Annotated in this window: 25 protein-coding genes and 3 riboswitches; of the genes, 16 read left to right on the top strand and 9 right to left on the bottom strand. The window is 41.8% G+C overall.

The features are described from left to right. Positions 1 to 74 precede the first annotated feature (74 nt). The 11 genes from modB (BLS16_RS01960) to BLS16_RS02010 all read left to right on the top strand — a co-directional run bounded on the left by modB (BLS16_RS01960) (position 75) and on the right by BLS16_RS02010 (position 12,594). Positions 75 to 767 carry a molybdate ABC transporter permease subunit gene (modB, locus tag BLS16_RS01960; RefSeq protein WP_092329200.1) on the top strand — a complete coding sequence of 231 codons (693 nt, stop codon included), beginning with the start codon at positions 75 to 77 and terminating at the stop codon, positions 765 to 767. Further along, on the top strand, positions 760 to 1,446 hold the full coding sequence (locus tag BLS16_RS01965) for an ATP-binding cassette domain-containing protein (protein ID WP_092329203.1): 687 nt from the start codon (positions 760 to 762) through the stop codon (positions 1,444 to 1,446). The genes modB (BLS16_RS01960) and BLS16_RS01965 overlap by 8 nt, the downstream gene beginning before the upstream one ends. Next, positions 1,440 to 1,574: riboswitch (molybdenum cofactor riboswitch) on the top strand. (Overlaps the previous gene by 7 nt.) Before the next feature lie 126 nt (positions 1,575 to 1,700). Next, positions 1,701 to 2,387: a molybdate ABC transporter permease subunit gene (gene modB, locus BLS16_RS01970; RefSeq protein WP_092329893.1), complete on the top strand. Its 687-nt coding sequence runs from the start codon at positions 1,701 to 1,703 to the stop codon at positions 2,385 to 2,387. Between the two features lies 1 nt (position 2,388). Next, complete coding sequence (locus BLS16_RS01975) at positions 2,389 to 3,450, top strand: sulfate/molybdate ABC transporter ATP-binding protein (protein WP_092329205.1); 1,062 nt, start codon at positions 2,389 to 2,391, stop codon at positions 3,448 to 3,450. A 16-nt stretch (positions 3,451 to 3,466) separates the two neighbouring features. Then, positions 3,467 to 4,333: a molybdate ABC transporter substrate-binding protein gene (gene modA, locus BLS16_RS01980; protein WP_092329208.1), complete on the top strand. Its 867-nt coding sequence runs from the start codon at positions 3,467 to 3,469 to the stop codon at positions 4,331 to 4,333. Positions 4,334 to 4,397: 64 nt separating this feature from the next. Then, positions 4,398 to 5,252: a ModD protein gene (gene modD / locus BLS16_RS01985; RefSeq protein WP_092329211.1), complete on the top strand. Its 855-nt coding sequence runs from the start codon at positions 4,398 to 4,400 to the stop codon at positions 5,250 to 5,252. Between the two features lie 34 nt (positions 5,253 to 5,286). Beyond that, positions 5,287 to 5,417, top strand: a riboswitch (molybdenum cofactor riboswitch). Between the two features lie 171 nt (positions 5,418 to 5,588). After that, on the top strand, positions 5,589 to 6,674 hold the full coding sequence (locus BLS16_RS01990) for an XdhC family protein (RefSeq protein WP_092329895.1): 1,086 nt from the start codon (positions 5,589 to 5,591) through the stop codon (positions 6,672 to 6,674). Between the two features lie 533 nt (positions 6,675 to 7,207). Continuing rightward, on the top strand, positions 7,208 to 9,883 hold the full coding sequence (locus BLS16_RS01995; RefSeq protein ID WP_092329214.1) for a sensor histidine kinase: 2,676 nt from the start codon (positions 7,208 to 7,210) through the stop codon (positions 9,881 to 9,883). 1 nt (position 9,884) lies between these two features. Beyond that, positions 9,885 to 10,568: a response regulator gene (locus BLS16_RS02000; protein WP_092329216.1), complete on the top strand. Its 684-nt coding sequence runs from the start codon at positions 9,885 to 9,887 to the stop codon at positions 10,566 to 10,568. 48 nt (positions 10,569 to 10,616) lie between these two features. Next, on the top strand, positions 10,617 to 11,930 hold the full coding sequence (locus BLS16_RS02005; protein WP_092329897.1) for a TrkH family potassium uptake protein: 1,314 nt from the start codon (positions 10,617 to 10,619) through the stop codon (positions 11,928 to 11,930). 13 nt (positions 11,931 to 11,943) lie between these two features. Beyond that, positions 11,944 to 12,594, top strand: coding sequence for a potassium channel family protein (locus tag BLS16_RS02010; RefSeq protein WP_092329219.1), 651 nt, complete (start codon positions 11,944 to 11,946; stop codon positions 12,592 to 12,594). A 128-nt stretch (positions 12,595 to 12,722) separates the two neighbouring features. Here BLS16_RS02010 and BLS16_RS02015 read toward each other — a convergent pair whose 3' ends face one another. From BLS16_RS02015 to BLS16_RS02025, 3 genes are all read right to left on the bottom strand, one after another. Continuing rightward, on the bottom strand, positions 12,723 to 14,129 hold the full coding sequence (locus tag BLS16_RS02015) for an MFS transporter (protein ID WP_092329221.1): 1,407 nt from the start codon (positions 14,127 to 14,129) through the stop codon (positions 12,723 to 12,725). 10 nt (positions 14,130 to 14,139) lie between these two features. Further along, positions 14,140 to 14,508: a MarR family winged helix-turn-helix transcriptional regulator gene (locus BLS16_RS02020; RefSeq protein WP_242876159.1), complete on the bottom strand. Its 369-nt coding sequence runs from the start codon at positions 14,506 to 14,508 to the stop codon at positions 14,140 to 14,142. 337 nt (positions 14,509 to 14,845) lie between these two features. After that, positions 14,846 to 15,193, bottom strand: a complete 348-nt coding sequence (locus BLS16_RS02025; protein ID WP_092329226.1) for a YggT family protein — start codon at positions 15,191 to 15,193, stop codon at positions 14,846 to 14,848. Positions 15,194 to 15,400: 207 nt separating this feature from the next. Between BLS16_RS02025 and cooS the strand changes: the two genes are divergently transcribed. Further along, positions 15,401 to 17,332 carry an anaerobic carbon-monoxide dehydrogenase catalytic subunit gene (gene cooS / locus BLS16_RS02030; protein ID WP_092329229.1) on the top strand — a complete coding sequence of 644 codons (1,932 nt, stop codon included), beginning with the start codon at positions 15,401 to 15,403 and terminating at the stop codon, positions 17,330 to 17,332. A gap of 86 nt (positions 17,333 to 17,418) precedes the next feature. Here the strand turns inward: cooS and metA are convergent, their stop codons facing one another. The 3 genes from metA to crcB form a co-directional block, all read right to left on the bottom strand. Continuing rightward, positions 17,419 to 18,342, bottom strand: coding sequence for a homoserine O-acetyltransferase MetA (gene metA, locus BLS16_RS02035; RefSeq protein ID WP_092329231.1), 924 nt, complete (start codon positions 18,340 to 18,342; stop codon positions 17,419 to 17,421). A gap of 172 nt (positions 18,343 to 18,514) precedes the next feature. Continuing rightward, positions 18,515 to 19,807: a homocysteine synthase gene (locus tag BLS16_RS02040; protein WP_092329234.1), complete on the bottom strand. Its 1,293-nt coding sequence runs from the start codon at positions 19,805 to 19,807 to the stop codon at positions 18,515 to 18,517. A gap of 193 nt (positions 19,808 to 20,000) precedes the next feature. Continuing rightward, a riboswitch (SAM riboswitch) is annotated at positions 20,001 to 20,107 on the bottom strand. 187 nt (positions 20,108 to 20,294) lie between these two features. Further along, positions 20,295 to 20,669: a fluoride efflux transporter CrcB gene (gene crcB / locus BLS16_RS02045; protein ID WP_092329236.1), complete on the bottom strand. Its 375-nt coding sequence runs from the start codon at positions 20,667 to 20,669 to the stop codon at positions 20,295 to 20,297. Between the two features lie 272 nt (positions 20,670 to 20,941). Here crcB and BLS16_RS02050 point away from each other — a divergent pair, with 272 nt between their 5' ends. Beyond that, positions 20,942 to 21,868 carry a LysR family transcriptional regulator gene (locus tag BLS16_RS02050; protein ID WP_092329239.1) on the top strand — a complete coding sequence of 309 codons (927 nt, stop codon included), beginning with the start codon at positions 20,942 to 20,944 and terminating at the stop codon, positions 21,866 to 21,868. Positions 21,869 to 21,932: 64 nt separating this feature from the next. Beyond that, positions 21,933 to 23,009, top strand: coding sequence for a radical SAM/SPASM domain-containing protein (locus BLS16_RS02055; RefSeq protein ID WP_092329241.1), 1,077 nt, complete (start codon positions 21,933 to 21,935; stop codon positions 23,007 to 23,009). Positions 23,010 to 23,023: 14 nt separating this feature from the next. Here BLS16_RS02055 and BLS16_RS02060 read toward each other — a convergent pair whose 3' ends face one another. Then, complete coding sequence (locus tag BLS16_RS02060) at positions 23,024 to 23,449, bottom strand: YueI family protein (RefSeq protein ID WP_092329243.1); 426 nt, start codon at positions 23,447 to 23,449, stop codon at positions 23,024 to 23,026. 91 nt (positions 23,450 to 23,540) lie between these two features. After that, positions 23,541 to 24,011, bottom strand: a complete 471-nt coding sequence (locus BLS16_RS02065) for an HAD family hydrolase (protein WP_092329246.1) — start codon at positions 24,009 to 24,011, stop codon at positions 23,541 to 23,543. Between the two features lie 188 nt (positions 24,012 to 24,199). Between BLS16_RS02065 and BLS16_RS02070 the strand changes: the two genes are divergently transcribed. Continuing rightward, entirely contained in the window at positions 24,200 to 24,733 is a 534-nt protein-coding gene (locus tag BLS16_RS02070; RefSeq protein ID WP_207649715.1) for a DUF2179 domain-containing protein, read from the top strand. A 116-nt stretch (positions 24,734 to 24,849) separates the two neighbouring features. Here BLS16_RS02070 and BLS16_RS02075 read toward each other — a convergent pair whose 3' ends face one another. Next, the gene (locus BLS16_RS02075; protein WP_242876160.1) at positions 24,850 to 25,101 is read right to left on the bottom strand and encodes a hypothetical protein; all 252 of its coding nucleotides are present in this window, start codon (positions 25,099 to 25,101) and stop codon (positions 24,850 to 24,852) included. A gap of 257 nt (positions 25,102 to 25,358) precedes the next feature. Here BLS16_RS02075 and BLS16_RS02080 point away from each other — a divergent pair, with 257 nt between their 5' ends. Then, positions 25,359 to 25,787, top strand: coding sequence for a universal stress protein (locus BLS16_RS02080; protein ID WP_092329250.1), 429 nt, complete (start codon positions 25,359 to 25,361; stop codon positions 25,785 to 25,787). Positions 25,788 to 25,795 lie beyond the last annotated feature (8 nt).

Genomic DNA, 25,795 nt, shown 5'->3' on the forward strand with positions numbered 1-25,795 from the left:
GATCGCCTTCCTGAAGAACTTACCCATACTTATTAAGCAGGGGCCTGAAAACTGGACAAAGTGCGGTGAGCCTTATGGATTTTAGCTTTATTCCGATTATTTTATCCTTAAAAGTTGCCTTCGCAGCCGTTATTATTGTGACTTGTACTTCCATACCACTAGCCGGGTTGATGGCCAAGAGGGAGTTTTTGGGCAAGGATGTCGTCGAGTCAATTATTACCTTACCTTTGGTATTACCGCCTTCAGTTATTGGTTTTATGCTACTTTTTGTTTTTGGCAAGAATGGCCCTGTAGGAAAGCTGCTAGAACAATGGTTCCATACCAGAATCGTCTTTACCTTGGCAGGAGCTGTTGTTGCGGCTGCCGTTGTCGCTTTGCCTTTAATGTATCAATCTGTGAAGGTAGCAATGGAGAATGTGGACCCAAACCTCGAAAAGGCTGCCCGTACATTAGGGGCTAAAGAGCTAAGAATATTCTTTACCATCACTCTGCCTTTGGCTTGGAATGGAATTGTGGCGGGCTTAGTATTGGCTTTTGCTCGCTCCTTGGGGGAATTTGGTGCAACGTTGATGATTGCTGGGAATATCCCGGGTAAGACTCAAACAATGCCGTTAGCTATCTACTTTGCCAATGAATCAGGGGATACAAGGCAAGCAAGTATATTGGTTATAATTATGACAGTGTTTAGTTTTATGGTGATTTATGGGCTAAACCGTTGGGGGAAAGGCTCCCAGAAGGATAGGAAAGGGGGCGGGGACCATGCTTAAGGCACATTTTGAAAAAAAGTTGCCCTCTTTTGATCTGGAAGCAGATATTTCCTTGAGTAACGGAATCCTTGCTTTGGTCGGTCCCTCCGGAGCTGGCAAAACCACGATCCTGCAGTGCATCGCAGGCCTGCAGACTCCTTCTCAGGGCGAGATTAAGATCAATGATAAAGCCGTTTTTTCTTCTGAGCAGGGCATAAATGTTCCTATCAGAAATCGGCGTATAGGGTATGTTTTTCAGGACTATGCTCTCTTTCCGCACATGACTGTAGAAAAGAATGTAATGTACGGTATGCCCAAAAAAGATAATAGCCCTAACAAGGTTTTAACCGTTTCCAATGTATTAGAAATGCTGAAGATTGAACATCTCCGGCAGCGCTATCCCAACCAGATTTCCGGGGGGGAAAAACAAAGAGTCTCTTTGGCTCGTGCCTTAATGACTGAGCCAGAACTCTTATTGCTGGATGAGCCACTTTCGGCACTTGATCAAGACACGCGAAAAACACTTCAACAAGAACTGCTTAGGCTGCAAGCTCAATGGCGGATTCCCTTCATTTTAGTCACTCATGATCCACAGGAAGCAGAAATGCTTGGAGATCAGATTATTAAGCTGGATCGGGGTAAGCAAGAGACAATCAAGATGTCAGATAAGTTTAATGAAACTCTTAGGAAAATTAAATAATAAATCTCCGAGCCAGTTTGACCTAAGGATCAAAGTCTACGGTCGCTGGACAGGATTCTAGATCCTCAGGGTATTCTTGGAAACAGGTATGCCTTCACATTTTGAAAAGGAGTACAGGTGTAATACTAGGCTACTAGTTTACTCAGGGCTCCCTTTTCGGGGAGCCCTATTGTTTTGCCTCTATGCTAGGCCAGGATTTCTAACATATTAACTATGACTAACTCTGTAAGGGGGTTAATGTGTCTTTTGATTTGATGGAGATTGACTTTGCTCCGTTAATTATATCTTTAAGAGCTGCAACAATGGCCACTATTGTAACTTTCTTTTTAGGTATTGCTGCAGCGTACTTTGTTTCAGGGTATCAGGGAAAATTTAAGGGATTGATAGACGGTGTCCTCACTCTTCCCTTGGTATTGCCACCAACCGTTTTAGGCTTTTTGTTGCTTGTTTTGTTTGGTAAGAATGGGCCCCTTGGAAAATTTCTGACAGCCATTGGAACGACGGTCATATTCTCTTGGCCGGCTACTGTTATTGCAGCCTCAGTCGTGGCCTTTCCTTTGATGTATCGAACAGTAAGAAGTTCTTTTGAACAGATTGATCAAAATATTATTTATGCTGCACGCACATTAGGTGTCTCGGAGTGGAAGATATTCTGGAAGATTACAATTCCGCTCTCTTGGCCGGGAGTTGCCGCAGGAACAGTCTTGGCCTTTGCAAGAGCTCTGGGGGATTTTGGTGCCACACTGATGATAGGGGGCAACATACCGGGTAAAACATTGACCATCCCTGCGGCAATCTTCTTTGCTGCCGAAAGTGGAGATATGAATAAGGCTTTACTCTGGGTGATACTTATCTTTATTATTTCACTGATTGTTATGACGTTAATGAATTATTGGACGGATTACCAACGTAAGTTAATAATTTCAGCAGGCAGGAAATAGCATGGAACTATTGGTAGATATTCAAAAAAAGCTTCTAGGATTTGAGCTGGATGTGAGTTTTGAAGCGGACAAGAATATTCTTGGACTTTTAGGCGCTTCAGGCTCAGGTAAAAGTATGACCTTGCGCTGCATCGCGGGAATTGATACTCCTGATCAGGGCAGAATTGTCCTTAACGGCAGGACATTATTTGACTCTAAGAAAGGAATAAATCTCCCCTGTCGCAAGCGAAAACTTAGTTATTTGTTTCAAAACTACGCTTTATTCCCTAATATGACGGTAGAGGAGAACATTGGCTTTGGAATTGGAGATAAAAACAGGAAGGACAGATTGGCAATTATCAGTGAGAAGGTGAAGCTGATTCAACTGGAAGGCTTAGAAAAACGCTATCCCAATCAGCTTTCCGGAGGACAGCAGCAACGTGTTGCTTTAGCCAGGGCTTTAGCGGTTGAGCCCGAGGCGCTGCTCTTGGATGAGCCCTTTTCGGCTCTGGATGATTATCTAAGAGGTCAGATGGTGAAACATTTAACCGAGAATTTGTCAGATTATCAAGGGGTTACCCTATTCGTAACCCATAACATGGACGAAGTCTATAGGATTTGCCATAAGCTAGTGGTGCTGTCAACAGGAAAGATTGAAGCAAAGGGGAGAAAGGAGGATGTATTCAAATCTCCGCCTACACTTATAGCAGCGCAATTGACAGGTTGTAAGAATTTGTCTCAGGCAAAATACATATCACCCTTTGAATTAGAAGCCCTTGAATGGGGTGTGCGCCTAAAAACTGGATGCAAGATTTCAAATCAAATTAAAAATGTGGGTGTTCATGCACATTTGCTTGAAGTTGCCAGAGACGAAAAAGAAGATAATGTATTCAAGTGTTGGCCGAAATCTACTAGCGAGACCCCCTCCCGTACGATTGTATATCTACTTACAAAAAGCGATAAACAAGAACAGGATCACTATACTCTTCAATGGGAGATTACCAAACAAACTTGGTTAAAATTAAAGAATAAGCCTCAGCCCTGGTACCTGAAAATAAATCTCAATGATTTAATAATTTTTTAGCGGAGGGATTGTACTTATGAAATTACTTAGTACTTCTAAAGCTTGTGAACCTCGTGAAACTTATAAAACGAAAGTTTCCTATACTCTGATAGCTGCTTTGTTCGGATTAATAGTCCTGTTAATGTCCGGATGTTCAAGTGCAGTTAATGAAACTCCAAAAGCGGAAGGCAGTCAGACTGAGCAACTCAAACCTATCGAACTCTTAGTATCCACTGCGCCAAGCTTGAAAGGTTCACTAGAAGAAATTAAAGGGCTCTATACAGCGAAGAATGCTCAAGTCAAACTGGTTTACAATTATGGACCATCGGGATCACTTCAAAACCAAATTGAACAAGGTGCCGCTGCGGACATCTTTATCTCTCAGGGCAAACCGCAAATGGATGCCTTAGAGCAAAAAGGGCTAATTAAGCAAGGGACTAGGATAAATCTATTGGGAGACGAGCTAGTGCTGATTGTTAATAAGAACAATACTAGGATTAAGAGTTTTGAAGATTTAATAAGCTCAGAGGTCAAGAAAATCGGGATTGGTGAAGCAGATTCAGTTCCGGCGGCTAAAACAACAAAGGAAACCTTAGAGACCCTGAAATTATGGGACAAGTTACAACCAAAGTTTGTGATCGGTAAGGATTTAATGCAAATAATGACTTATGTGGAAACGGAGAATGCTGAGGCAGGTTTCGTTTGGGATACCATAGCAATTACCTCAGATAAGGTTAGGATTGTAGCAGCCGCTCCAGCTAACTCGCATAAGCCAGTGACCTTGCCGGCGGCAGTAGTTGCTTCCTCCAAAAACGGTGATGAAGCCTCAAAGTTTTTAGAATACCTGCAGAGTGATGAAGCGATGAAAATCTTTGAGAAAAATGGATTTATCAGGGGGGAATAAGCCAGACCAGTCAGTTCTTTTGTGGTGTTAGGATGATTACACCAGTTAAATTGGAGGTGTAAGGATGCTTTATATTAGCGATGAGACGATTGAGAGATGGATCAAAGAGGATGTTCCGTATATTGATTTGACAACCCTGACACTTGGCATAGGCGGAATGAAGGGAAGAATTTCGTTTAGGGCCAGGGAATTTACTGTTTTATCCGGGGTGGAGGAGGTGTTAAGGATTTTTCGCAAGCTGGGAATAACCGAGCTTCAGTCCTTACCATCAGGTACCATCGTCAATCAAGGAGATACCTTTATAATAGCTGAAGGGTTGGCAGAAAACCTACACATGGCCTGGAAAGTATCTCTGAATATTCTTGAATACTGTTCAGGTATTGCAACTAGAACAAAAAGGATGGTAGATAAAGCAAAGGCAATAAACCCGCATTCCACTGTCGTAGCTACCAGGAAATCATTTCCGGGCACCAAGGAGCTATCCATCAAATCGATTATTGCTGGAGGAGCCTATCCTCATCGTTTAGGTCTATCTGAAACTATCTTAATTTTCAAGCAGCATGTCAATTTTCTGGGAGATATCCATAATCTGACCCAGATGATTAAGGAAATCAAAGGAAAGGCCTGTGAAAAGAAAATTATTGCAGAGGTAGAAAGCGTTGAGGATGCTCGCCTTTTGATTGAATCAGGTGTTGATGGATTACAATTTGATAAAGTCCCGGCCAAGGATCTAAAGATCATCGTCGCTGAAATCCACAGCATTAACCCTAATATTACGTTGCTTGGAGCTGGTGGGATTAATGAAGGGAATATTGAAGAGTATGCTCGAACAGGTATAGATGCGATTGTAACAACTTCCATGTATTTTGGAAAACCCTCTGATATTGGAGTGACGATGGAGAATATCCAAACTCCTTGATTCACTGAAGTAAAGAAGTATTTGTAAAAACTTTATAATTCACTATCTCCGAGCCGAACTTACCTAAAGAGCAATTTATGGTATTTCGGCCAGGGTTTTAGCCCTCGGGCATATCTGGAAACGGATCTGCCTTCACTATTGAAAAGGAGGTGGCAGGCCTGCAAAGGTTTTATTTTGTGTGGGCTCCACTTTCTATGAGTGGAGCTGTTTTTTATAGATAAGATTCAGTTGGAGAACATACTGCCAGAAAAGGATATCCAGGAAGGCATGAGATCCAAATTAGCCAGGATTTTCTATATTGAGAGAAGAGAGGCAGGGGTTAGGGGGCAAGAATTTATGGATAATGATGTTTTTCTGGGGCTAGTAAGGGTATTTGACCAAAACCTGGAGGCGGCCTTGATTACTGTGACCAGTGCTCTCGGTTCGACTCCTTGCAAACCTGGGGCTAAGATGTTGGTGGATATTAACGGCACTACGACTGGTACCATCGGCGGAGGATGTGGTGAGGATGAGGCCAGGCGGGAGGCTTTCAAGGTAATCGCGTCTCGTACTTCAAAGGTCTATTATCTAAATATGGTTGCAGATGGTATTCAAGAAGAGGGAATGGTTTGTGGGGGTATCATGGGTTTATTCATCGATTATTTAGGTCATCAAAATCCCTTAGAACAAATAAATCTTAACAGGCACTATCTCTCAGCTTTAATGAGCGACAATCCTACTCTTGTAACTGTAATTGAAGCACTCGACGAACAGCTAATCGGAAAAAAGCTATTTACTAGAAGTACCGGGGATGCATTCGGGGATCTAGGCTCGGAAAAATTGAACCGAGTTGCCATAAAGAAAGCTATAGCAGGCGGGGAAAAATTGTTTCCCCAGTTAATTTGTTTTGATTCTGAGTTTGAGATCTGTGAGCCTTCCATGGCTTGTTTTCGGTTATTTATTGAGCCTCCAACAACTACTCTGCACTTGGTGATTATAGGAGCAGGTTATATCGCCCAATCACTGGTGGCCATGGCTAAAGTTCTTGGGTATGATGTGACAGTTTTAGATGACCGCCCAGCACTTGCTAATTCTACCCGCTTTTGCTTGGCGGATAGGATTATTTGTGATGACTTTGAACGCGGATTAGATTTTATAAATATAAATCCTCAAACCTTCATTGTGATTGTTACTAGAGGAACTTATTCGGACAAGGTGTGTCTGCGGAAAGTGATTAATCAACCAACCAGGTATATTGGTATGACTGGCAGTTATAGAAAGGTCAAAGCATTAAAATCTGAATTAGAGGAAGAAGGAATAGATAGCGAGTCGTTACAAAAATTGTATTCTCCGATTGGTCTGAAAATAAGAGCTGAGACTCCAGCAGAAATTGCTGTAAGCATTCTCGGACAGGTAATTAAAGTGCAGAAGCAGTTGGCCTGAGAAAGCTCAAGATAATTAGTGAATCTTCATCATGATAACGAGTTTATCCAAGTTACCTGGGCGGAGTTTCGGGGTATAGGCAATCTAACATTAGCAGGCACTTCCACGAGCGATGGAGGAGGTATTTCTTTGTGCTGAGCAATATTTTTCAGCGTTTAGCCTCTTAACTAATCGGTGGAAAAGGGCATAATGGCGCGAGTGGGAATTGAGTATTAAAATTTGTCTGTGCTTAATAAAGATAGTGGGGCGGTAAAAAGCTTGTTTTTCAAGCTCTTTACCGCCCCATTTTAATCGATCCGATTAAAAAAATTAGAGGTTAAGTCTCAATTTTTACAAGAGTCGGAATTGCTGTCCGCAGTATTTTTCTATATTATCAAATAGGATACAATCTTTATTTTTTCTTTATGCTCTTTACTTAAATTTTTACATCATTTATATGTACAAAAGCACTATAATTAAGGCTGCATTTAGTATGTTTGTTTGAGTTTGTCAGACAATAATGATGTAGACCGTAAATAATGAGGGTGATAAGGATGCCAAAGGGAAAACTTACAATATTCTTAGGAGCAGCTTACGGGGTTGGAAAAACTTATGCCATGTTAGAAGCGGCTATAGGAAGGTTGTCAGAAGGTATAGATGTCGTTGTGGGTTTCGTCGAGACTCACAGTAGAACAGATACTGAGGCAATGGTTCAGAAATTAACGGTCATTCCTACAAGATATCTGAACTATAGGGGTAAGATTTCTCGAGAAATGGATCTGGATGCTGTCTTGACAAGGCATCCACAACTTGTCTTGATTGATGAATTGGCTCATACGAACGCAGAGGGATCACGGCATAGAAAACGTTATATGGATGTCAAAGAATTATTGTCAGAAGGCATCAATGTATATACCACAATGAATATTCAGGACTTAGAAACCTTGAATGATATCGTAGCCCAAATTACTGGCGTAACTGTAGGAGAGACAGTCCCTGATCAGATGCTAGAGATAGCCTCCCAAATTCAGTTGATCGATATTCCCCCTGAGGAGTTAATTCAAAGGCTAAAAGATGGCAAGGTGCATGTTCCCGATCAGGAAACAGAGGGCTTTAAAAATTTCTTTCGGATGGGCAATATTAACGCTTTGAGAGAATTAGCTCTCCGCTATACTGCGCAACGCGTAGATCGTCAGCTGGAATCATATCGGAGAGTCCACGGGATCGCCGTACCCTGGCCGACGGGGGAGAAGATTTTGGTCTGCATAAGCGCCAGTCCCTTTTCAGCGCAGTTAATTCGGATAGCCAAAAGAATGACAGAGAAGGTACAAGGGGAGTTATTGGCCGTCCATGTGGAAACTCTGCGCCGCTTGCCCAGTAGTGAGGCGGAAAAAGATTCTATGGCTAAAAATCTCCGTTTAGCGGAGGAATTAGGTGCGGAAATTATTGGTCTAACCGGGAACAGTGTTGCTGAGGCAATTTTAGAAGCAGCCAAAAAACGTAATGTATCCCAGATAATTATTGGCAAGCCCGAGCATACCCGTTTCTGGGAGATCCTGCATGGATCCGTCGTGGACAAGGTAATTCGACAAAGTCAAGGAATTAGTATCCATGTTATCCCTGGGAATAAGCAAGAAGTAGGCCTGTCGCAAATTCATAGATTGAAGAAAAATGAAGATACTGGAGCTAAGACCCAGCAGAGGGTTTTTCCACAGACCATTCCTTATTTGGTCTCAGGCCTGATGATTACTGTCATGACCTTATTTTTTATGGTACTAACTCCTTTTTTGGGACTGGTTAATATTTCCTTAGCATACGTACTTCCTATTCTAATCAGTGCTGCTCGCTGGGGGACTCTGCCAGCCATTGCAACGGCGTTAATGGGAACGATTGCCTTTGATCTCTTCTTTGTCCCTCCAATTTTTAAGTTTACGGTGGCAGACCTTCGTTATCTCATCAGCTTTGCTATTTTCCTGTGGGTAGGTGTGATTACGGGAACTCTATCAGACCGCTTAAAAAAGCAAGTGAACTATTCCCGGCAAAGGCAGAACAGCATTTCTGCACTTTATTCTCTAAGCCGAGATATAGCAGCTGTCGACGACCTAGATGCCGTCTTAGACAGTATCGTCAGTAATGTCTCCAAAACCCTAGAGGGACAAGTAATGTTGCTTTTGCCTAATGAACAGGCCCAACTTACCTTAAGAAAAAATTCCGGATCTGATAATTTCTTAGATCGGCAGGAACTTTCAGTTGCTACTTGGGTCTATGAAAGGGGACTAAAAGCAGGCAGCGGAACAGAGACTTTGGGAACTGCTAAGGCCTTATACCTGCCACTGCGCACAGAGCAGGGAATGCAAGGAGTTCTGGGAATATATAGCATTGACCGAAAGGCGAATTTAGATCCTGAAAGATTTCGCTTATTAGAAGCCTTTACAGGATTAGCTGCTATGGCCATTAATCGAGTCAAATTGGCGGAGCAAGCTAGAGAATCGCTTTCCTTAGTTGAATCTGAACGGTTACGCACGGCACTTTTTAATTCCCTTTCTCATGATTTGCGCACACCTCTGGCTTCTATTATCGGAGGAGTCACTGGGTTGTTAGAAGATCAAAATCTCGTCTATAGCCCCGAGGTACGCAAAGAGTTGCTAAAAACCATTCTTCATGGAGCTGAACGAATGAATCGTTTTATTAGTAACTTGTTAGATATGGCACGGTTAGAAAGTGGGATGCTGCGCTTAAAGAAAGATTGGTGTGATCTTCAAGATATTGTCGGAGTGGCAATTAAGAGATTGGGAGACACCTTAACTCGACGACCTCTGGACATTAATATCCAGGAAAATCTGCCCTTAGTGCAGGCAGATGGAATCTTGATCGAGCAGGTGTTGGTCAACCTGCTGGATAATGCTCTTAAGTACTCTGAAGCAGCAAGTAAAATTAAGGTATCGATCCGGCAACAAGAAAATCATCTGGAAATTGTGGTCTCTAACCGGGGCCAAAATATTCCTGAGACAGATTTGAGCAAGGTTTTTGATAAGTTTTATCGGCTCAGTTCCCCTCTGCAAGTAAGTGGAACTGGGCTTGGACTGGCCATTTGTAAAGGATTCATCGAAGCACATGGTGGAAACATTTGGGCCGAAAACAATAAACTCGGCGGGGTGACAATTACCTTTACTTTGCCATTAACCGACCAATTTTTGGGGATCGTACCCGAGATGGATGAAGGGGAGTAAGATGGAAAACAAAGGTCAGCGGATTTTGATTATTGATGACGAAACCCAAATAAGGAAATTTTTAAGGGTGGCCTTAACGAGTCATGGTTATGTGGTAAAAGATGCCAAGACGGGTAAAGAGGGTCTTGAGGAAGTTGCTATTTTCAGCCCGGACTTAGTAGTTCTAGATTTAGGGTTGCCTGATCTTGATGGGATAGAGGTAGTGCGGATACTGCGAGAATGGACAAAAGTACCTATTATCATTCTATCGGTCAATGAACAAGAGAATGATAAGATTAAGGCTCTGGATGTTGGGGCAGATGATTATGTGACGAAACCCTTTGGCATGGGTGAATTACTGGCTCGAATTCGAGCGGCAATGCGTCATAGCAAAGGAGTAGAGGAACAGCCGGTTTTGCATTTTGCCGACTTGTCCATCGATTTTTTGCATCGACGGGTCACCAGAGATGATCAAGAGATCAAGCTTACCTTGACAGAATATGAAATTGTTAAGAATTTGGCGATTAATGCTGGAAAGGTATTAACCCACAGCTATCTACTGCGCACGGTATGGGGCCCCTCCTATGAGAAGGAAGTACAGTATTTACGGGTTTATATTGGCCAGATTAGGAGAAAGTTGGAACGTGATCCATCCCGTCCACAGCATATTATCACTGAATCAGGGGTAGGATATCGTTTGTTGTAATACAGACACACTTGGAGGGAAAAAGAATTGAACGCTTTGGGGAAATTCATGTCACCGTCTAGAGTTTTAGTCTTTGGATTTGCTCTTCTAATTCTGTTTGGGGCCTTATTGCTGACTTTGCCACAAGCAACTCAGGATGGATTGGGCTTGCCTTTTTTAAATGCAGCGTTTACAGCGACTTCGGCCGTTTGTGTTACAGGATTAGTAGTTGTGGATACGGGGACGACATTTTCGATTTTTGGGCAATGGATCATCCTTTTCCTGATTCAAGTGGGTGGGCTGGGATTTATGACCTTTGCAACTTTGTTTGCTATGATTTTGGGAAAAAGAATTACTCTTAAGGAACGATTGTTATTGCAGGAGGCCTTAAACCAGTTTTCCGTCGAAGGGATCGTGCGCTTAACTAAGTCTATCTTGCAGATTTCCTTTGCAATTGAGGCTATTGGCGCAGTCATTCTAACCTTACGGTGGCATTCGGATTATGGTTGGAGTAAAGCATTATATTATGGTGTGTTCCATTCAATTTCTGCGTTTAATAACGCGGGTATCGATCTTTTTGGTAATTTTTCTAGCCTAACAGCTTTTGTTGGCGACCCCATCGTTAATATTACCGTCATGCTTTTGATAATTTGCGGAGGTTTGGGTTTTATTGTTATGGCAGAAATACTGCAACATCGGAAAAGGTTTAGACTTCATACAAAAATTGTCCTCCAGGTTTCTGGGGCGCTGATTTTATTGGGGGCAGTGTTTATTTTTATCATGGAGTACTCAAATCCTATGACTTTAGGGCCGCTTCCTTTAGGGACAAAGGTACTGGCAGCTTTCTTTCAATCCGTCTCTCCTCGGACGGCGGGCTTTAACACCATCAATCTGGCAGGTATGCATGACACAACCTTGCTCTCTGTGATTGTACTCATGTTTATCGGAGCTTCTCCGGGGGGTACAGGGGGTGGAATTAAAACAACGACCTTTATTTCCATTGTTTTATCGGTATTAAGCACCTATCGCAGTGATCCTCATGTAGTTTTAGAGGGGCGGACTTTGCCTAGAGATGTCATCCAAAAGGCTTGGGCAATTACGACTACGGCAGTAATTCTGGTTTTCTTAATCTTATCAATTCTATCCTACACGGAGAACTCAGATTTGCTAACCGTCCTTTTTGAGGTGACGTCTGCCTTTGGAACTGTGGGTCTATCCTTGGGTATTACCCCCACTCTTTCCTCTGTCGGCAAAGGGGCAATTATTTTAACCATGTTTATAGGCCGGGTTGGGCCCTTAACCTTGGCATTTGTACTTTCCCAGAAAAAGAACCAACAGACCGGACATATTAAGTACCCGGATGAACGGATTTTGATTGGGTAGGAGGAGAAAGATTTTGCGCAAACAATTTGTAGTTATTGGCTTAGGGAGATTCGGAACCAGTGTTGCTAAAACTCTTACTTCTTTAGGGCATGAGGTTCTTGCCTTAGATAAGAACGAGCAGGCCGTTCAGTCTGTCATGCAGGATGTGACCCAAGCAGTCCAGGCCGATGCTCGAGAGGAGGACACCCTTAGAGGATTAGGGGTGCGAAATTTAGATGTTGGGGTTGTTGCAATCGGCGATGATCTGGAGGCAAATATTCTAATTACCCTGATGCTCAAAGAAATGGGTATACCCTATGTCGTGGCTAAGGCTCAGTCAGTACAACATGGCAAGGTGTTAGAGAAAATTGGGGCAGATAAAATTGTTTATCCGGAACAAGATATGGGGATTCGCTTGGCCAACAATTTTATACGAACAAATGTCATGGATTTTATTGAGTTATCCTTAGACTACAGCATTTTTGAAATAATTGCCCCCTCAAAATTTGTGAATCAAACTCTCGGAAAATTAAACTTAAGAGCTGTCTATAAGATTAATGTGATGGCCATCAAAAAAAGTAAAGAGGAAATTGTGATTGCTCCAGGGGCCAATGCGGTGGTGGAAGAAAAAGATGTTTTAGTAATTGTTTGCAACAAAAAAGCTCTTTCCAAGTTGCCGGACTAATTTTTTATTATATTAACTAGCAAGAGGATATTTGTTTTTAGATACCTTTTAATGACAATTAAAAATACGTAGAAAAATCAAAGGGAGGTCGCATTGAACTGAAATGTTCGTTGTGACCTCCCAACTATTTACTGAGCTTTAGCGTAACTCTTGCGATTAAAGGATATTACAGCAGCTGTAAGGGCAATAGCCATAGCTACTAACATAACATAATGGTAAGCAGACATGAAAGCGTCTATTTGAGAAGGATTTGGTGTAGCGACACCGCCTAAGGCATCAAATAAGGATACAGACCAAGCAATGCCAATGACCATACCTAAATTGCGAACTAAACTGTTAATTCCTCCGGCAACTCCAAGCTTTTGAGGAGGAACTGAACTCATAACGCTGCTATTGTTGGGAGATTGGAACATTCCCGCTCCTAACCCGGTAAGTATGGCACCTGGAATTATATGATAGAAGCTAGCTGATGCTGAAAGGGTAGAGAAATAGAGCAGGCCCACACCAGTGATAGTCAAACCCGTTGTGGTCAAGAATACAGGGCCGAATTTATCTGAGGCATTACCGCTTATTGGCGCTGCGATGGCCATTGTGATGGGAAAGATCATTAAGAGCATACCTGCTTGAGCCGGATCGTAGTTTAAAACACCTTGTAGGTAAAAAGGCAAAATCATATTGTTAGCAAACATAGCGATAAAGGATAACCCACCTGCCAGGTTACCGATCAGGAAGGGACGATTGCGAAATAGAGATAAATTAATCATGGGATGGGTCACTTTGCGCTCAGTTAGAATGAATAAGATTAATAGTATGATTCCAATAATAATGCTCATGAGTACCGGTATACTTGACCAACCCCAATCTTCTCCATTGGTAATTCCGAGAAGCAGAAAGATCATTCCAAGGGTAAAGGATAAAGCACCGAGATAATCAAAGGGTTCTTTTTCTTTATTAGGTACGTCTTTGGGAAGAACTAGGAGTACAGCAGCGAAACCAAGAAGTCCTATCGGGACATTAATGTAAAAAATGGAGCGCCAGCCCGCTAATTTAATAAGTATACCGCCCAAGGCAGGTCCTGTCAGAGAACCCAGAGCCACAACGGTTCCCGTCAGACCTAAGGCCTTTCCTCGCTCCTTTGGGGGAAATATTGCGGTGATAATAGCTGGGCTGTTTGACATAAGCATTGCGGCGCCTAGGGCTTGTACCACTCGAGTAGCTACCAAAAACCAGATGTTTTGAGCCAATCCACAGAGGGCGGATCCAAGAATAAAAACTAAAAAGCCATAGCCGAAGACCTTTTTGCGTCCCATCAAATCGGCAAGACGCCCGAAGACCGGCAGTAAGCTGGTAATGGTTAGAAGGTAGGCGGTAACTACCCATTGTAAGGTAGAAAGATTGGAGTTCAGTTGATGAGAAATTGTGGGTAAGGCTACATTTACGATGCTTCCGTCTAAGGTTGCCATAAAGGTTCCTACAGCGACTGTCGCCAAGACATACCAACGATAATTCGGCGAATTCTTGATATTGTCAAACATGGTTATCCCCCTAATCGATATTAGCACTAATTCTGTTCATTAAATTGGTAAGTTGAGACCTTTCCTCTTCTGATAGTCCACGTAAGGCGTGTTCCAGGGCTTCACGAGCCAGAGGTTTGAGAGAGGCCTCAATTTCTTGGCCTTCTTTTGTCAGGTAAATTAGAGAAACTCGTCTGTCCCCGGAATCAGCTTGGCGACGAATCAAACCGCGTTGCTCCAGTTTATCGAGAATTCTAGTGATCGTAGGTTGATCCTTATAACTTCGCTCAGCTAATTCCCTTTGAGAAATGCCATCCTCTACCCACAACCATTTTAGTAATGGCCATTGCTCGTGTGTAACATTATAGGGTTTTAATGCTTTAGCAAGGTTATTCTTCATTTTTGAGTTAGTTTTGCCGATAATAAATCCTAAATTCTCTTCGAAAATGTGAATTCCTCCTCAATTAATATTGTTGCAACAATATTTGTCTAAATAAAATATTGTTGCAACAATTATTTTAAAGTGTATCACTCGTAATAGGAGTAATCAAGAGATTTTAATGCTGTGACGCTTATTTGATGGAGTTTGCCTTATTGGAGGTTAGGGGAATAAAAGAAAAAAACCACCCCACCTAAAAGGGTTTCCGTTAGGAGGGATGGTAATTCTCATGCCTGAATAGTCGTTAAAAAGCAAATTCCATTAGGAGAGGAGATACGAAACCAATCTACAGGTTATATTAATGAAGATCGGGTTTTGAGGATGATTTGCTGATCTCAATTAACTTTACAATTCCCCAAGCAATAATTGCGTAAACAATCATGGCAATAATGGTGGTTGGCTCTAAGATTGATTGAGTTTCAATACCTTTAGTAACAGCAGGTGGGAAAATACCATTAAAGGGAACTAAGAAGGCTTGGGATACTGAATATATAAAGGAAACAAAGGGGCTTTTGGGATTTGCTCCCAGAAGTTTAAAAACCAGACGGAAGGCAAATAAAACTTCCAAGACACCTAAGATATAATAAACAATATTCTTGGCTTTTAAATAATCGGGGTTAGTTTTTATATCATTAACTTCGTTCATTAGGAACCCTCCATTAATAATTTATAGTATTTTTATCTTTCCATTTTTAAATACTTACTATTACATCTAGAGCAGATTTAATAAAAAAATATGGACTGGTAATCCCACCTAAACCCATTGCCCTGGTATACAAACAAGTAGAACTGTACATAAATAGGGAATTTAATGGGCAAAATTTTTTCAGTAATGTTAGAAGGGAGATAGGAAATGACAGAAACTATCCAAGAGAAAACTGAAGGCCGATTGAGTTACCATGACTCAGTAGAAGAGATGATGCCGCGTATCCGTGAGGATGGAATGTCCAATGTCTTTGACCGATGGGTACAGCAGGAGAAAATTCGTTGTAAATTTTGCTTGCAAGGATTAACCTGTCAACAATGTTCTCAAGGTCCGTGTCGCATTAGTGAAAAAGGTGGGCAGGATAAAGGGGTCTGTGGCATTGGCCCGGACGCTATGGCTATGAGAAAACTGCTTCTTCAAAACATAATGGGAGCAGGAACTTATAGCCATCATGCTTATGAGGCATTTAGAACTTTACGGGCGACAGGAGAAGGAAAAACGCCTTTTAAAGTTACAGATGTTAATAAGCTTAAATGGATGTGTGAAAAACTTGGACTCAATACAAATCAGGATACTAACCAGATGGCCATACAATTAGCAGAGCTGCTTAATGCCCAAATGAGCATTGGAGCGGATGAACCTAATCTGATGGTTGAAGCCTTTGCTCCTAAAAAACGCAAAAAAGTATGGAAAGATCTACATATCTATCCTGCTGGGGTTAACCATGAAGAACAAAATTCAGTCGCCAGCTGCTTGACTAATGTTGATGGGGATCATGTTTCTTTGGCCCTTAAAGCAATGCGCTTAGGCTTGGCCACCATTTATAATGCTCAGATCGGGTTAGAAATGACCCAAGATATCTTGTTTGGTACCCCTAAACCTCATGAGGTTAATGTTGATTTAGGAATTATGGATCCGGACTATGTCAATATTGTCTTTAATGGGCACCAGCCTTGGCCAGGTGTTGCAACCATTCAAAAGGCTAAAATGCCGGAAATTCAAGCAAGAGCGAAAGCGGCCGGCGCGAAAGGCCTTAGAGTGGTGGGTTCTATTGAAACAGGACAAGAGCTGGTGCAAAGATTTGGCATGGATGAGGTATTTGTTGGCATGATGGGGAATTGGCTGACGATTGAGCCTCTCTTGGCAACGGGGACAGTGGATGTCTTAGCTATGGATGAAAACTGTTCTCCGCCGGCTATAGATATGTATGCTGAGAAATATCAAATTTCCCTGGTCAGCGTCAGTACAATTATCGGTGTCCCTGGGCTCCAACATAAGATCCCATATCATCCGGAACAAGTGGATACAATGGTTGATCAACTTATCGAGATTGCTATTGAAAACTTTAAAAAGCGAAAAGGGAAGGTTACACCAAAGGTCCCTCAAATAACTCAAAAGGCAATTGCCGGTTTTTCCACTGAAGCTGTTTTGGAGGCCCTTGGCAATAAGCTTGATCCACTTGTGGATGTAATCTCAGCGGGTAAAATAAAAGGTGTTGTGGCCTTGGTTAGTTGTTCCACTATAAGGAATGGCCCTCAGGATTGGAATACAATCAATTTGGCTAAAGAACTGATTAAGCGAGATATACTGGTGGTTGCCGGAGGGTGCGGAAATCACGCTTTAGAAGTCGCCGGGCTCTGCAACATGGATGCTGTTAAACAGGCCGGTGCCGGTCTAAGCGAAATCTGCGGTGCCTTAAAAATTCCTCCCGTCCTAAGCTTTGGAACATGTACGGATACAGGGAGAATTTCCATGCTTGTTACAGCATTGGCAGACCATCTGGATGTTGATGTACCTCAATTACCCATTGCGGTCACTGCCCCGGAATGGATGGAGCAGAAAGCGACCATTGATGGGATTTTTGCAGTAGCCTATGGGGCTTATACTCATCTATCACCAACACCCTTTGTGACCGGCGCGCCTCAACTTGTCCAATTACTGACCCAAGATGTGGAGGGATTGACCGGAGGAAAAGTTGCTCTCGGAGATGACCCTGTAGAAGTGGCCAATAACATTGAAGCTCATATAATGTCTAAGCGGGAAGGTCTGGGGTTAAGGTCTAATCAAGCGGCAAGGTAAAATAAACTCCTCGACTTCGTGTCAAAACGATGTCGAGGAGTTTTAGTTTAGAGGTGGCAAAGGATGAGCATTAATTTTAAGGTTGTTTAACGTGCCCCTAAATCGTAGGGGGTCTCTTGATAGACGTAGTAATTCAGCCAGTTTTGAAAAAGCAAGTTAGTATGGGAACGCCAGTTATGAATAGGGGTTTTGGTGGGGTCATCCTTGGGAAAATATGCTTTAGGCAGAGCTATAGATAATCCCTTGGCGATGTCCCGGTCGTACTCCTCCTTTAATGTTAAGGTATCGTACTCTGAGTGCCCGGTTACAAATACTTGCCGTCCATCTTTGGAGACAACAAGGTAAAGACCTGCTTCACTCGATTCGGATAAAATTTCTAATTCAGGGTGTGTTTCAAGGTCTGAGCGCCTAACTTCTGTATGACGAGAGTGGGGGACGTAAAATTCATCGTCAAAACCCCGGAGGAGCTGCATTCCGTTTAAGCCGCTTTTGTTGACATTATGCCTGAAGATCCCGAACATTTTCTCAGCAAGAGGGTACTTAGGAATTCCATAGTGATGATATAGACCGGCCTGAGCTGCCCAGCAAATGTGAATTGTTGAAGTTACATGAGTTGTTGTCCAGTCTAGAATAGTTTGGAATTCTTCCCAGTAAGTTACCTCCTCAAAGTCTAAGTGCTCCACCGGTGCTCCGGTTATAATCATTCCGTCAAACTTTTGGGCTTGGATCTCACTAAAACTTTTATAGAATGAATCTAGATGCTCTTGGGCGGTATTTTTAGAGACATGGCTTTCGATATGCAAAAGTACAATGTCTACTTGTAAAGGCGAATTGCCCAGTAATCTTAATAGCTGTATTTCAGTAGCCTGTTTAAGAGGCATAAGGTTGAGAATTACAATTTTCAAAGGACGGATATCTTGGTGAAAGGCGCGTTCTTCTCCCATGACGAAGATGTTTTCTTGGTGTAAAATATTAAGTGCCGGCAAATTCTCAGGTATTTTGATAGGCATAGGATAACTCCTTTCAGGCGCGAGGGTCGATGGGGAAGTTCAAAGCTTAATATCTATCCCATCAGCGCTTGGCGCAATTTATATTAGAAAAAGATCAAAACCTTCTAGTAAATAAAAGGATCGTTTCTAAGTTGCGTGCCCAAGTTGCTGGGACTTTCCTATGGGCAAAGTGTTAGGGACGCTGACTTGCCAGCAAGGCCTGATCTAAATCATCCAACAGGTCAGCAATTGTTTCGATTCCAATAGACAGTCTGATCATATCCGGTGAGACCCCTGCGCTGCGTTGGGATTCTTCATTGAGCTGTTGATGGGTGGTGCTTGCCGGATGAATGACTAAGGATTTAGCATCCCCGATATTAGCTAAGTGAGAGAAGAGTTGAAGGTTGTTAATGAATTTTTTTCCTTCGTTAAGCCCGCCTTTGATGCCGAAGGTAAAGATTGATCCCGACCCTTTAGGCAAATATTTTTCAGCGAGTGTATGGTAAGGGCTTTTTTTCAGACCAGGATAGTTTACCCAAGTTACTAAGTCATGTTGATCAAGGAATTCTGCTACTTTTTGGGCGTTTTCAACATGACGCTCCATACGCAAGGGAAGTGTTTCTAATCCTTGCAAGAATAGGAAGGCGTTAAAGGGAGAGAGGCAGGCTCCAGTATCTCTAAGCAGGGAGACTCTAGCCTTTGTAATATAAGCGGCATTTCCACAGGCTTCTGTAAAGACAATATCGTGGTAACTGGGATCGGGTTGGCTTAGCCCCGGGAACTTCCCGTTGTTCCAATTGAATTTTCCGGAGTCAATGATCACACCTCCGATTGAAGTACCGTGTCCCCCGATAAATTTTGTTGCTGAATGAACCACAATGTCTGCTCCGTGTTCGATGGGGCGACATAAATAAGGTGAGGCAAAGGTATTGTCAACAATTAGGGGAATGCCGTTCTGGTGAGCAATATCGGAAATTATCTCCAGATCCGCAATGTTGATAAGGGGATTCCCGATGGTTTCAGTATATAGGGCCTTAGTTTTAGCCGTGATTTTTGAGAGATATTCCTCCGGTTTATCAACATCTACGAAATGAACCTTGATGCCCAGTTTAGCAAATGTATAGTTGAATAGGGTGAAGGTGCCGCCGTAAAGAGAGCTTGAAGCAACTATCTCGTCTCCGGCTTGAACAATATTTAAAAGAGCATAGGTAATTGCAGCTTGGCCGGAAGCGGTAGCCAGAGCGCCGATACCTCCTTCCAGAAGAGCTAGGCGTTGTTCGAAAACATCTTGGGTAGGATTCGTAATTCGAGTGTAAATATTGCCGGATTCTTTGAGAGCAAATAAATTGGCTGCATGATCAGTGTCATTGAAGACAAAGGAAGATGTCTGGTAGATTGGAACAGCCCTTGAATTTGTCGCGGAATCAGGGCTTTGCCCTCCATGTAAGGAAATTGTTTCGATACCCAGTTGTCGTTTATCAGTCATGCTAACTCCTCCTTAATTATTGGTGATGTAAGAGACTTCACGAGGCGGTTCTTCTGCCTGAGCATACTGGAGCGGGTTCTCTGTCTGAGAATAATTCAGTCTGGAAGTAATGTGAGAGAGAATTTACTGAGTTGTCTTGAATAAATAGAAACGACCACTTCAAGAGAAGCGGTCGTATATTATTTACACGCTACTCTCATCTCTCAGAACCTAAGGTTCTGCTGGAATTAGCACCTTATAGCTTACGCTATCGGTTGCCGGGCATCATAGGGCCAGTCCCTCCGCCACTCTTGATAAGAGAATCAATATTTAATTGTCTTACTTGGAATATAGCTTACTATAAAACAAAAAATAATTCGTGTCAACAGAAGATGGTCTTCCAATTTATTCCTGAGCAATAATTATTGAGGAAGGCAAGCTAAGCACGGACGGACAGGTAGACACGAGAATTCAGCCAAGAAAACCGCTTTCGTAGTTCTAGAAGGGCTTAGAATAAACGAGCTAGGTTTACTCCTAAAGCTACTCCGGAAAAACCGACGATGATGCTGAGTATGACATACAATCCGGCTGTCATAAAACTTCCGCCTTCAAGTAAGGAAATTACTTCAAAACCAAATGTGGAGAAAGTGGTAAAGGCCCCCAAAAAACCAACACCAATTCCCAAACGCCAGAAAGGACTTACATTAAGTCGTTCAACAAATAATATATGTAAGAAACCTAGGAGAAAGGCTCCCGAGATATTTATAAGAAAGGTGTGCAGGGGAAAGCTGCTATTCCATTTGTTGGAGATCCATACTCCAAGACTATAGCGGGAGAGGGCACCGAGAGCCCCTCCCACAGCAATGACTAAGGCAGTTTGCATTGTTTTCAACCTCTAATTCTCAAAATTTAGGATCAACGAATAAAAATTTAGATCAGTAAAGGGAATCAACTAGAACTTTATATATAATAATATATTGGTTGAGTGTTAACCACAAGGAGTTAACGCCTGAAGAGTTCCAAACGTCAAGGATAATAGTCTGTGTAAGTTGGCTGACATTGTGAAATTTTGAGAAAAGAAGTATTATTATACAAAAACTACAAAATAGAAGTTTTGTTTAAATTAAATAGTTTTAAAAATAAGAGGGTGTAATCGTGATTATTGATCCATTGAGAATTTTCGTTACTATAGTTGAGAACAAACATTCCTCTCTTGCAGCTGAAGAACTTTATTTAACTCACCCGGATGTGAATTCTCAAATTCAAAGTTTAGAAGAGGAATTAGGCTCAAAGCTTATAGATAATACATCGAAGCATTTAACCCTTACGCAGTCCGGTGAAATCTACTATGGATATGCAAAGCAAATATTGCTTTTGCAGGATAAGGCCAAACAGGAAATCAAGCAGTTATCGAATGTGGTTACAGGGGATTTAAGGGTTGGAGCGAGCTATACCATTGGAGAATATATTCTACCCTCTGTAGTGGCAGAATTTGCAGCCAGATATCCAAAAGTAGAGATTGATACTGCTATTGCTAATACGCAAGAGATAATTCATGCAGTGCAAGAAAATTATTTAGACATTGCTCTTGTCGAAGGAGAAGTCAATAATTCAGATATTATGATTCGTCCAATCATGGAGGATGAAATTATTTTAGTAGTACCCAATCAACATCCTTTGGCAAGGCTCCCTATAGTTACTTCAGAGCATCTCCAAGACCAAGTATGGATTCTTAGAGAAAGTGGTTCAGGAACTCGTGCGTTCAGTGATAAGCTTATTAAAGAATGGGGGATAGAGGTTAGGAAAACCTATGTTTTTGGAAGTGGTCAAGCAGTTAAACAGGCTGTAACAGCAGGTTTAGGAATCGCCTTAGTCTCGCGTTGTATTGTAAAAAAAGAGTTGAACGCCAAGGAATTGAAGTCAATCAGAATTAAAGGAAAGCGATTAACCCGTTCTTTCTATTTAATCGGGTCTAAAGACCAAGAAACGGCCTCAGAGGCTATAAAGGCTTTTATGGAACACCTATTTGCCCTAGAGGCTACTTCGTGGAAGAAAGTGGGAAAGAAGGGGCTGGATATTTAATCCCACAGGGTATTTATGATGAAGATAAGAATAAGTCTGAGAGTGGAGAGGAAGGGTGACAAATATGAAAGATGTTGTTGAATTAGTTTTTCATCCAACACCATCTATTGAACGTCTTTACTTAGAATTGACCAACCGATGTAATTTGTCATGTGAAATGTGTTATCGTCAAAAGTGGCAGGAACCTTTGGGAGACATGTCTAAAGAAATGCTGAATTCAATTGCGGATGAGGCAACTCAATTCCCGGATCTTAAAGAAGTAATCCTTGGCGGAATTGGAGAACCCACAATTGCCTATAATTTTCGTCAAGCAATAGAACTTTTCTCTTCCCGGTATGAAGTGACTGTAACCACAAATGGAACTACCTTGGACACAGAATTGATTGACTTTCTCGTTTCTCATAAAGTAGCAAGGATTGTTTTGTCTATTGACACAACTGATGTAGATACATTTGATACAATTCGTCATCAAAATATTCAAGGGATTTTAGAGAGCACACGTTATATTGCTGAGCAAAGACCTCAGGGAGGGCCAGAGATAGTATGGGAATTTGTTGTCATGAAGAATACTCTCCCTTTTTTAGTGGAAACAGTTCGACAAGCCGGGCTATTAGGAGTAACCAGAATTTTTGTTTCTCATGTTATTCCTATGAGAGAAGAAATGATCTCAGAGACTCTTTATGGTCCTACAAAGTCCACGGAGGTAGATAAGTTTTTTCAAGCAGCTTTAATAGCAGGTTTGACCAGAGGGGTAGAGGTGGTCCTGCCGAAAAGTGAGATAACTACTGAACGGTACTGCAAATTCATAGAAACTCAAAGTGCCGTCGTGCGTTGGGATGGTCATGTATCCTCCTGTTATCGTTTTTTGCACTCCTACCCTGAATATGTTTTTGGGAGATATAAGCAGATTGAAGCTCATAGTTTTGGATCTCTCCAAGAGAAATCCTTGCTTGAAATCTGGACTTCTCTTGAATTCATGAGATATCGTTATAATGTTCTTCATAGTGAATATGCTTCATGTCCGGATTGTAAGTGGGTTGAAGGGTGTGATATGGTTCTCCGGTCAGACATGGATTGTCTAGGCCATGCCCCGTCTTGTGGGGATTGTCTTTGGGGACGAGGGATAAGTGTTTGTCCCTAAGTTCGTCTAGAAAGTTAGTCTTTAGAGCCCGGATCTTGCGGTTGAACGTCAATATCTTTTATGTCCACAGCCTCGTTACTCACCACGACTAATCCAGTGTTGCCGGTAAGTTGTGGATCATAAATCATCGTGTAGGATTTATCAACTTGACGGGCTAATTTTGTATACTTATCAGTTAATTGAGGGCTCAGAGTGCCATTTATAAGCATTTTTGAGCTCTTTTCGTGTTTCAATGCTTCCACTATTTCAGTATAAACAATTCTTTCAGCAACTTGTTTTTTGGTTAGGCGTCGAATAATCCGCTCGCGAAATTCTCCCAGGTAGTTCATTTTCTCGTCGCGTTTTAATTCTGGTGCCCCATGTATACCTAGAGATATTCTTTGTAAGGTCAGATCCTGATCGACGGAGGGCAGAGTATCTTTATAAGTATCAGATTCCATGGAGACTCCTCCTTTGAGTGTGATACTGATATGATCTGCCTTTATCTTGAGGATATACATTAGGGGTATATATGATACGACAGGTTGGCATTTATAGTCTAAAAGTTGCCTTAAGACGTTTAGTCTCCAGAAGTAAACCGAAGGCGTCTTCTATGGCATTAACAACTAAATCAGCTGATAAAAGAGCCTGTACAGAGGCACCTTCGCCGCCAATGACCGCAATCCCTAATTGGGCTTGCTGAAGCATTAATTGATCATTGGCTCCGTTTCCAATGGCCACAACTTCACGAGGCCTAAATCTTAGAACATAATCTCCCTTTTCTTTAATGTGTTCCGCGCTTTCTAATACGTTAACCTGTACGGGTAACCCTTCACATTGTTGGACGACGGAACCAAAGGTGTCTGAGGTAATAATATGGATCTCTAGATAAGGTGATAAGCGCTTAAGATTTTCTTTAACAGAATCGAACATTCTACCATCTAAGGCTAAAGTTCCATTATAGTCTAAGACTAGGATTTCCAGATTAATATTCCCACGACCGGGTATATACGTTTGAATCATGAGATCGCCTCCTATCTGAATATCATTAACTTATCCATGGCAAACATGGGTCTTTTGCTTTGATTGTACCACTATAATATGATTGTGATAATTGTCTTGCTGTGAAAAATAGTAATCGGATCTATCCGTGACAATGCCGTATTAAAAAGGTAGAATAAAAGGAAGAGAGAATAAATACTGAGCGGAAAATGGAGGAGATTATGGAACTGATTTTAATTATTATTGGGATAAATGTAGTCTACGTATCCTTATACACTTTGCGGACGATTTTCGTAATTAAAGGGCAGAAAGGCTTAGCGTCCGCTCTTTCTATAGTTGAGGTTTTCGTTTATATGACAGGGCTGGGAATAGTTCTGCAAAACCTTGATAATCACTGGAATCTAGCAGCCTATTGTATCGGTTACGGTCTAGGAGTCTATACTGGAAGTCGGATTGAAGAGTATTTAGCCCTAGGTTATGTTACTGTTCAAGTAACAGTGGATTGCGTTGAAATAGAAATACCTACAAAGCTCAGAGAATATGGCTATGGTGTAACTTCTTGGTTAGCCGATGGCAAGGATGGACAACGTCTTATGATGCAAGTGCTGGCAAAGAGGAGTAATGAACGTAAATTGATTGACATTCTTGATAAACTTTGTCCTAAAGCCTTTGTTGTCTCTTACGAACCTAAAAATTTCAAGGGTGGCTTTTGGAAAAAAAGAATGCCTAAGTCTTTCGAATAGTAACTAATAATAGCCAGGGTTCAGATAAAAGGTATCGAACTTAGGGGTTAGTTTTAAAAAAAGTGTTTGATAGATTACTGTCATAGGTAGTGGAGTTAACAAAGAATTAAGGGCAACTAGGCTTTATATAAATACCATTTACATGTATTTAGCTCATATTTGAGTTCGTAAACCCTTAATTGTCCGCTAACTTCACTTTGGCAGCGAAAAATAATCATGCGATTGCCGGCAAGCTTTTCCTCGGAGCGGGTAACGATTCGGTCAATTTTAACCACTGTCTTGGAGGCGTCAGATGAAGCAATCTTATATCGAATTGGATTAGGGATTCCTTCTAGGTTGAACCAAGCAATCATCTCAATGGGTTGCATTAAAATCCTCAACACATATCACCTTGCCTATTAGAAATTGATTTTTGCGAATCTGAGTCATTCATAAATACACTTTAACAGAACGAATGTTCTATGTAAAGAGTACGCCTGTTTCCTTAAAATTATACGTAACCAAAATCAGAGGTTCAGCTTATGTTTTTAAAGAGTAGTTATTATTTAGGATTCAAGTGAATCAGATGGCGTAATATAGTATAATAGGAACTACGAAGAAAAATTTATTGTTAGGAGCTGAGTGGATGTTTAAAAAGATATTAGTAGCCACGGATGCCTCAGAATATTCTCGTCGGGCTTTAATAACTGCTTTAGAAATTGCCCAAAAATATGATGCAGAAGTTGAGCTTTTGTTCGTCAGCTATATCAGGGAGGCCTATTGGGGCAATAACGTTGCTTACGGAATCCTGATTCCCCAAGAACAAATTGATGAAGCGGGAGAACAAGCCTTAGAAGCAACCCTTCAAGGAATCGATGTAGGAAATATTTCCGTGAAGAAGAAAATGGTACAGGGCTATCCGTCAACAATGATCTTAGAAGAAGCTAAGAAACTGGAGGCAGATTTGGTGGTTATGGGAAGCCATGGCTACGGTCCAATTACAGGTTCTCTGTTAGGAAGTGTAAGTCAGCGCGTCCTTCCACGAGCAGAATGCCCGGTACTTATTGTAAAGTAAAAGATTTT

The sequence above is a fragment of the Desulfosporosinus hippei DSM 8344 genome (genome assembly GCF_900100785.1).
GTDB lineage: Bacteria > Bacillota > Desulfitobacteriia > Desulfitobacteriales > Desulfitobacteriaceae > Desulfosporosinus > Desulfosporosinus hippei.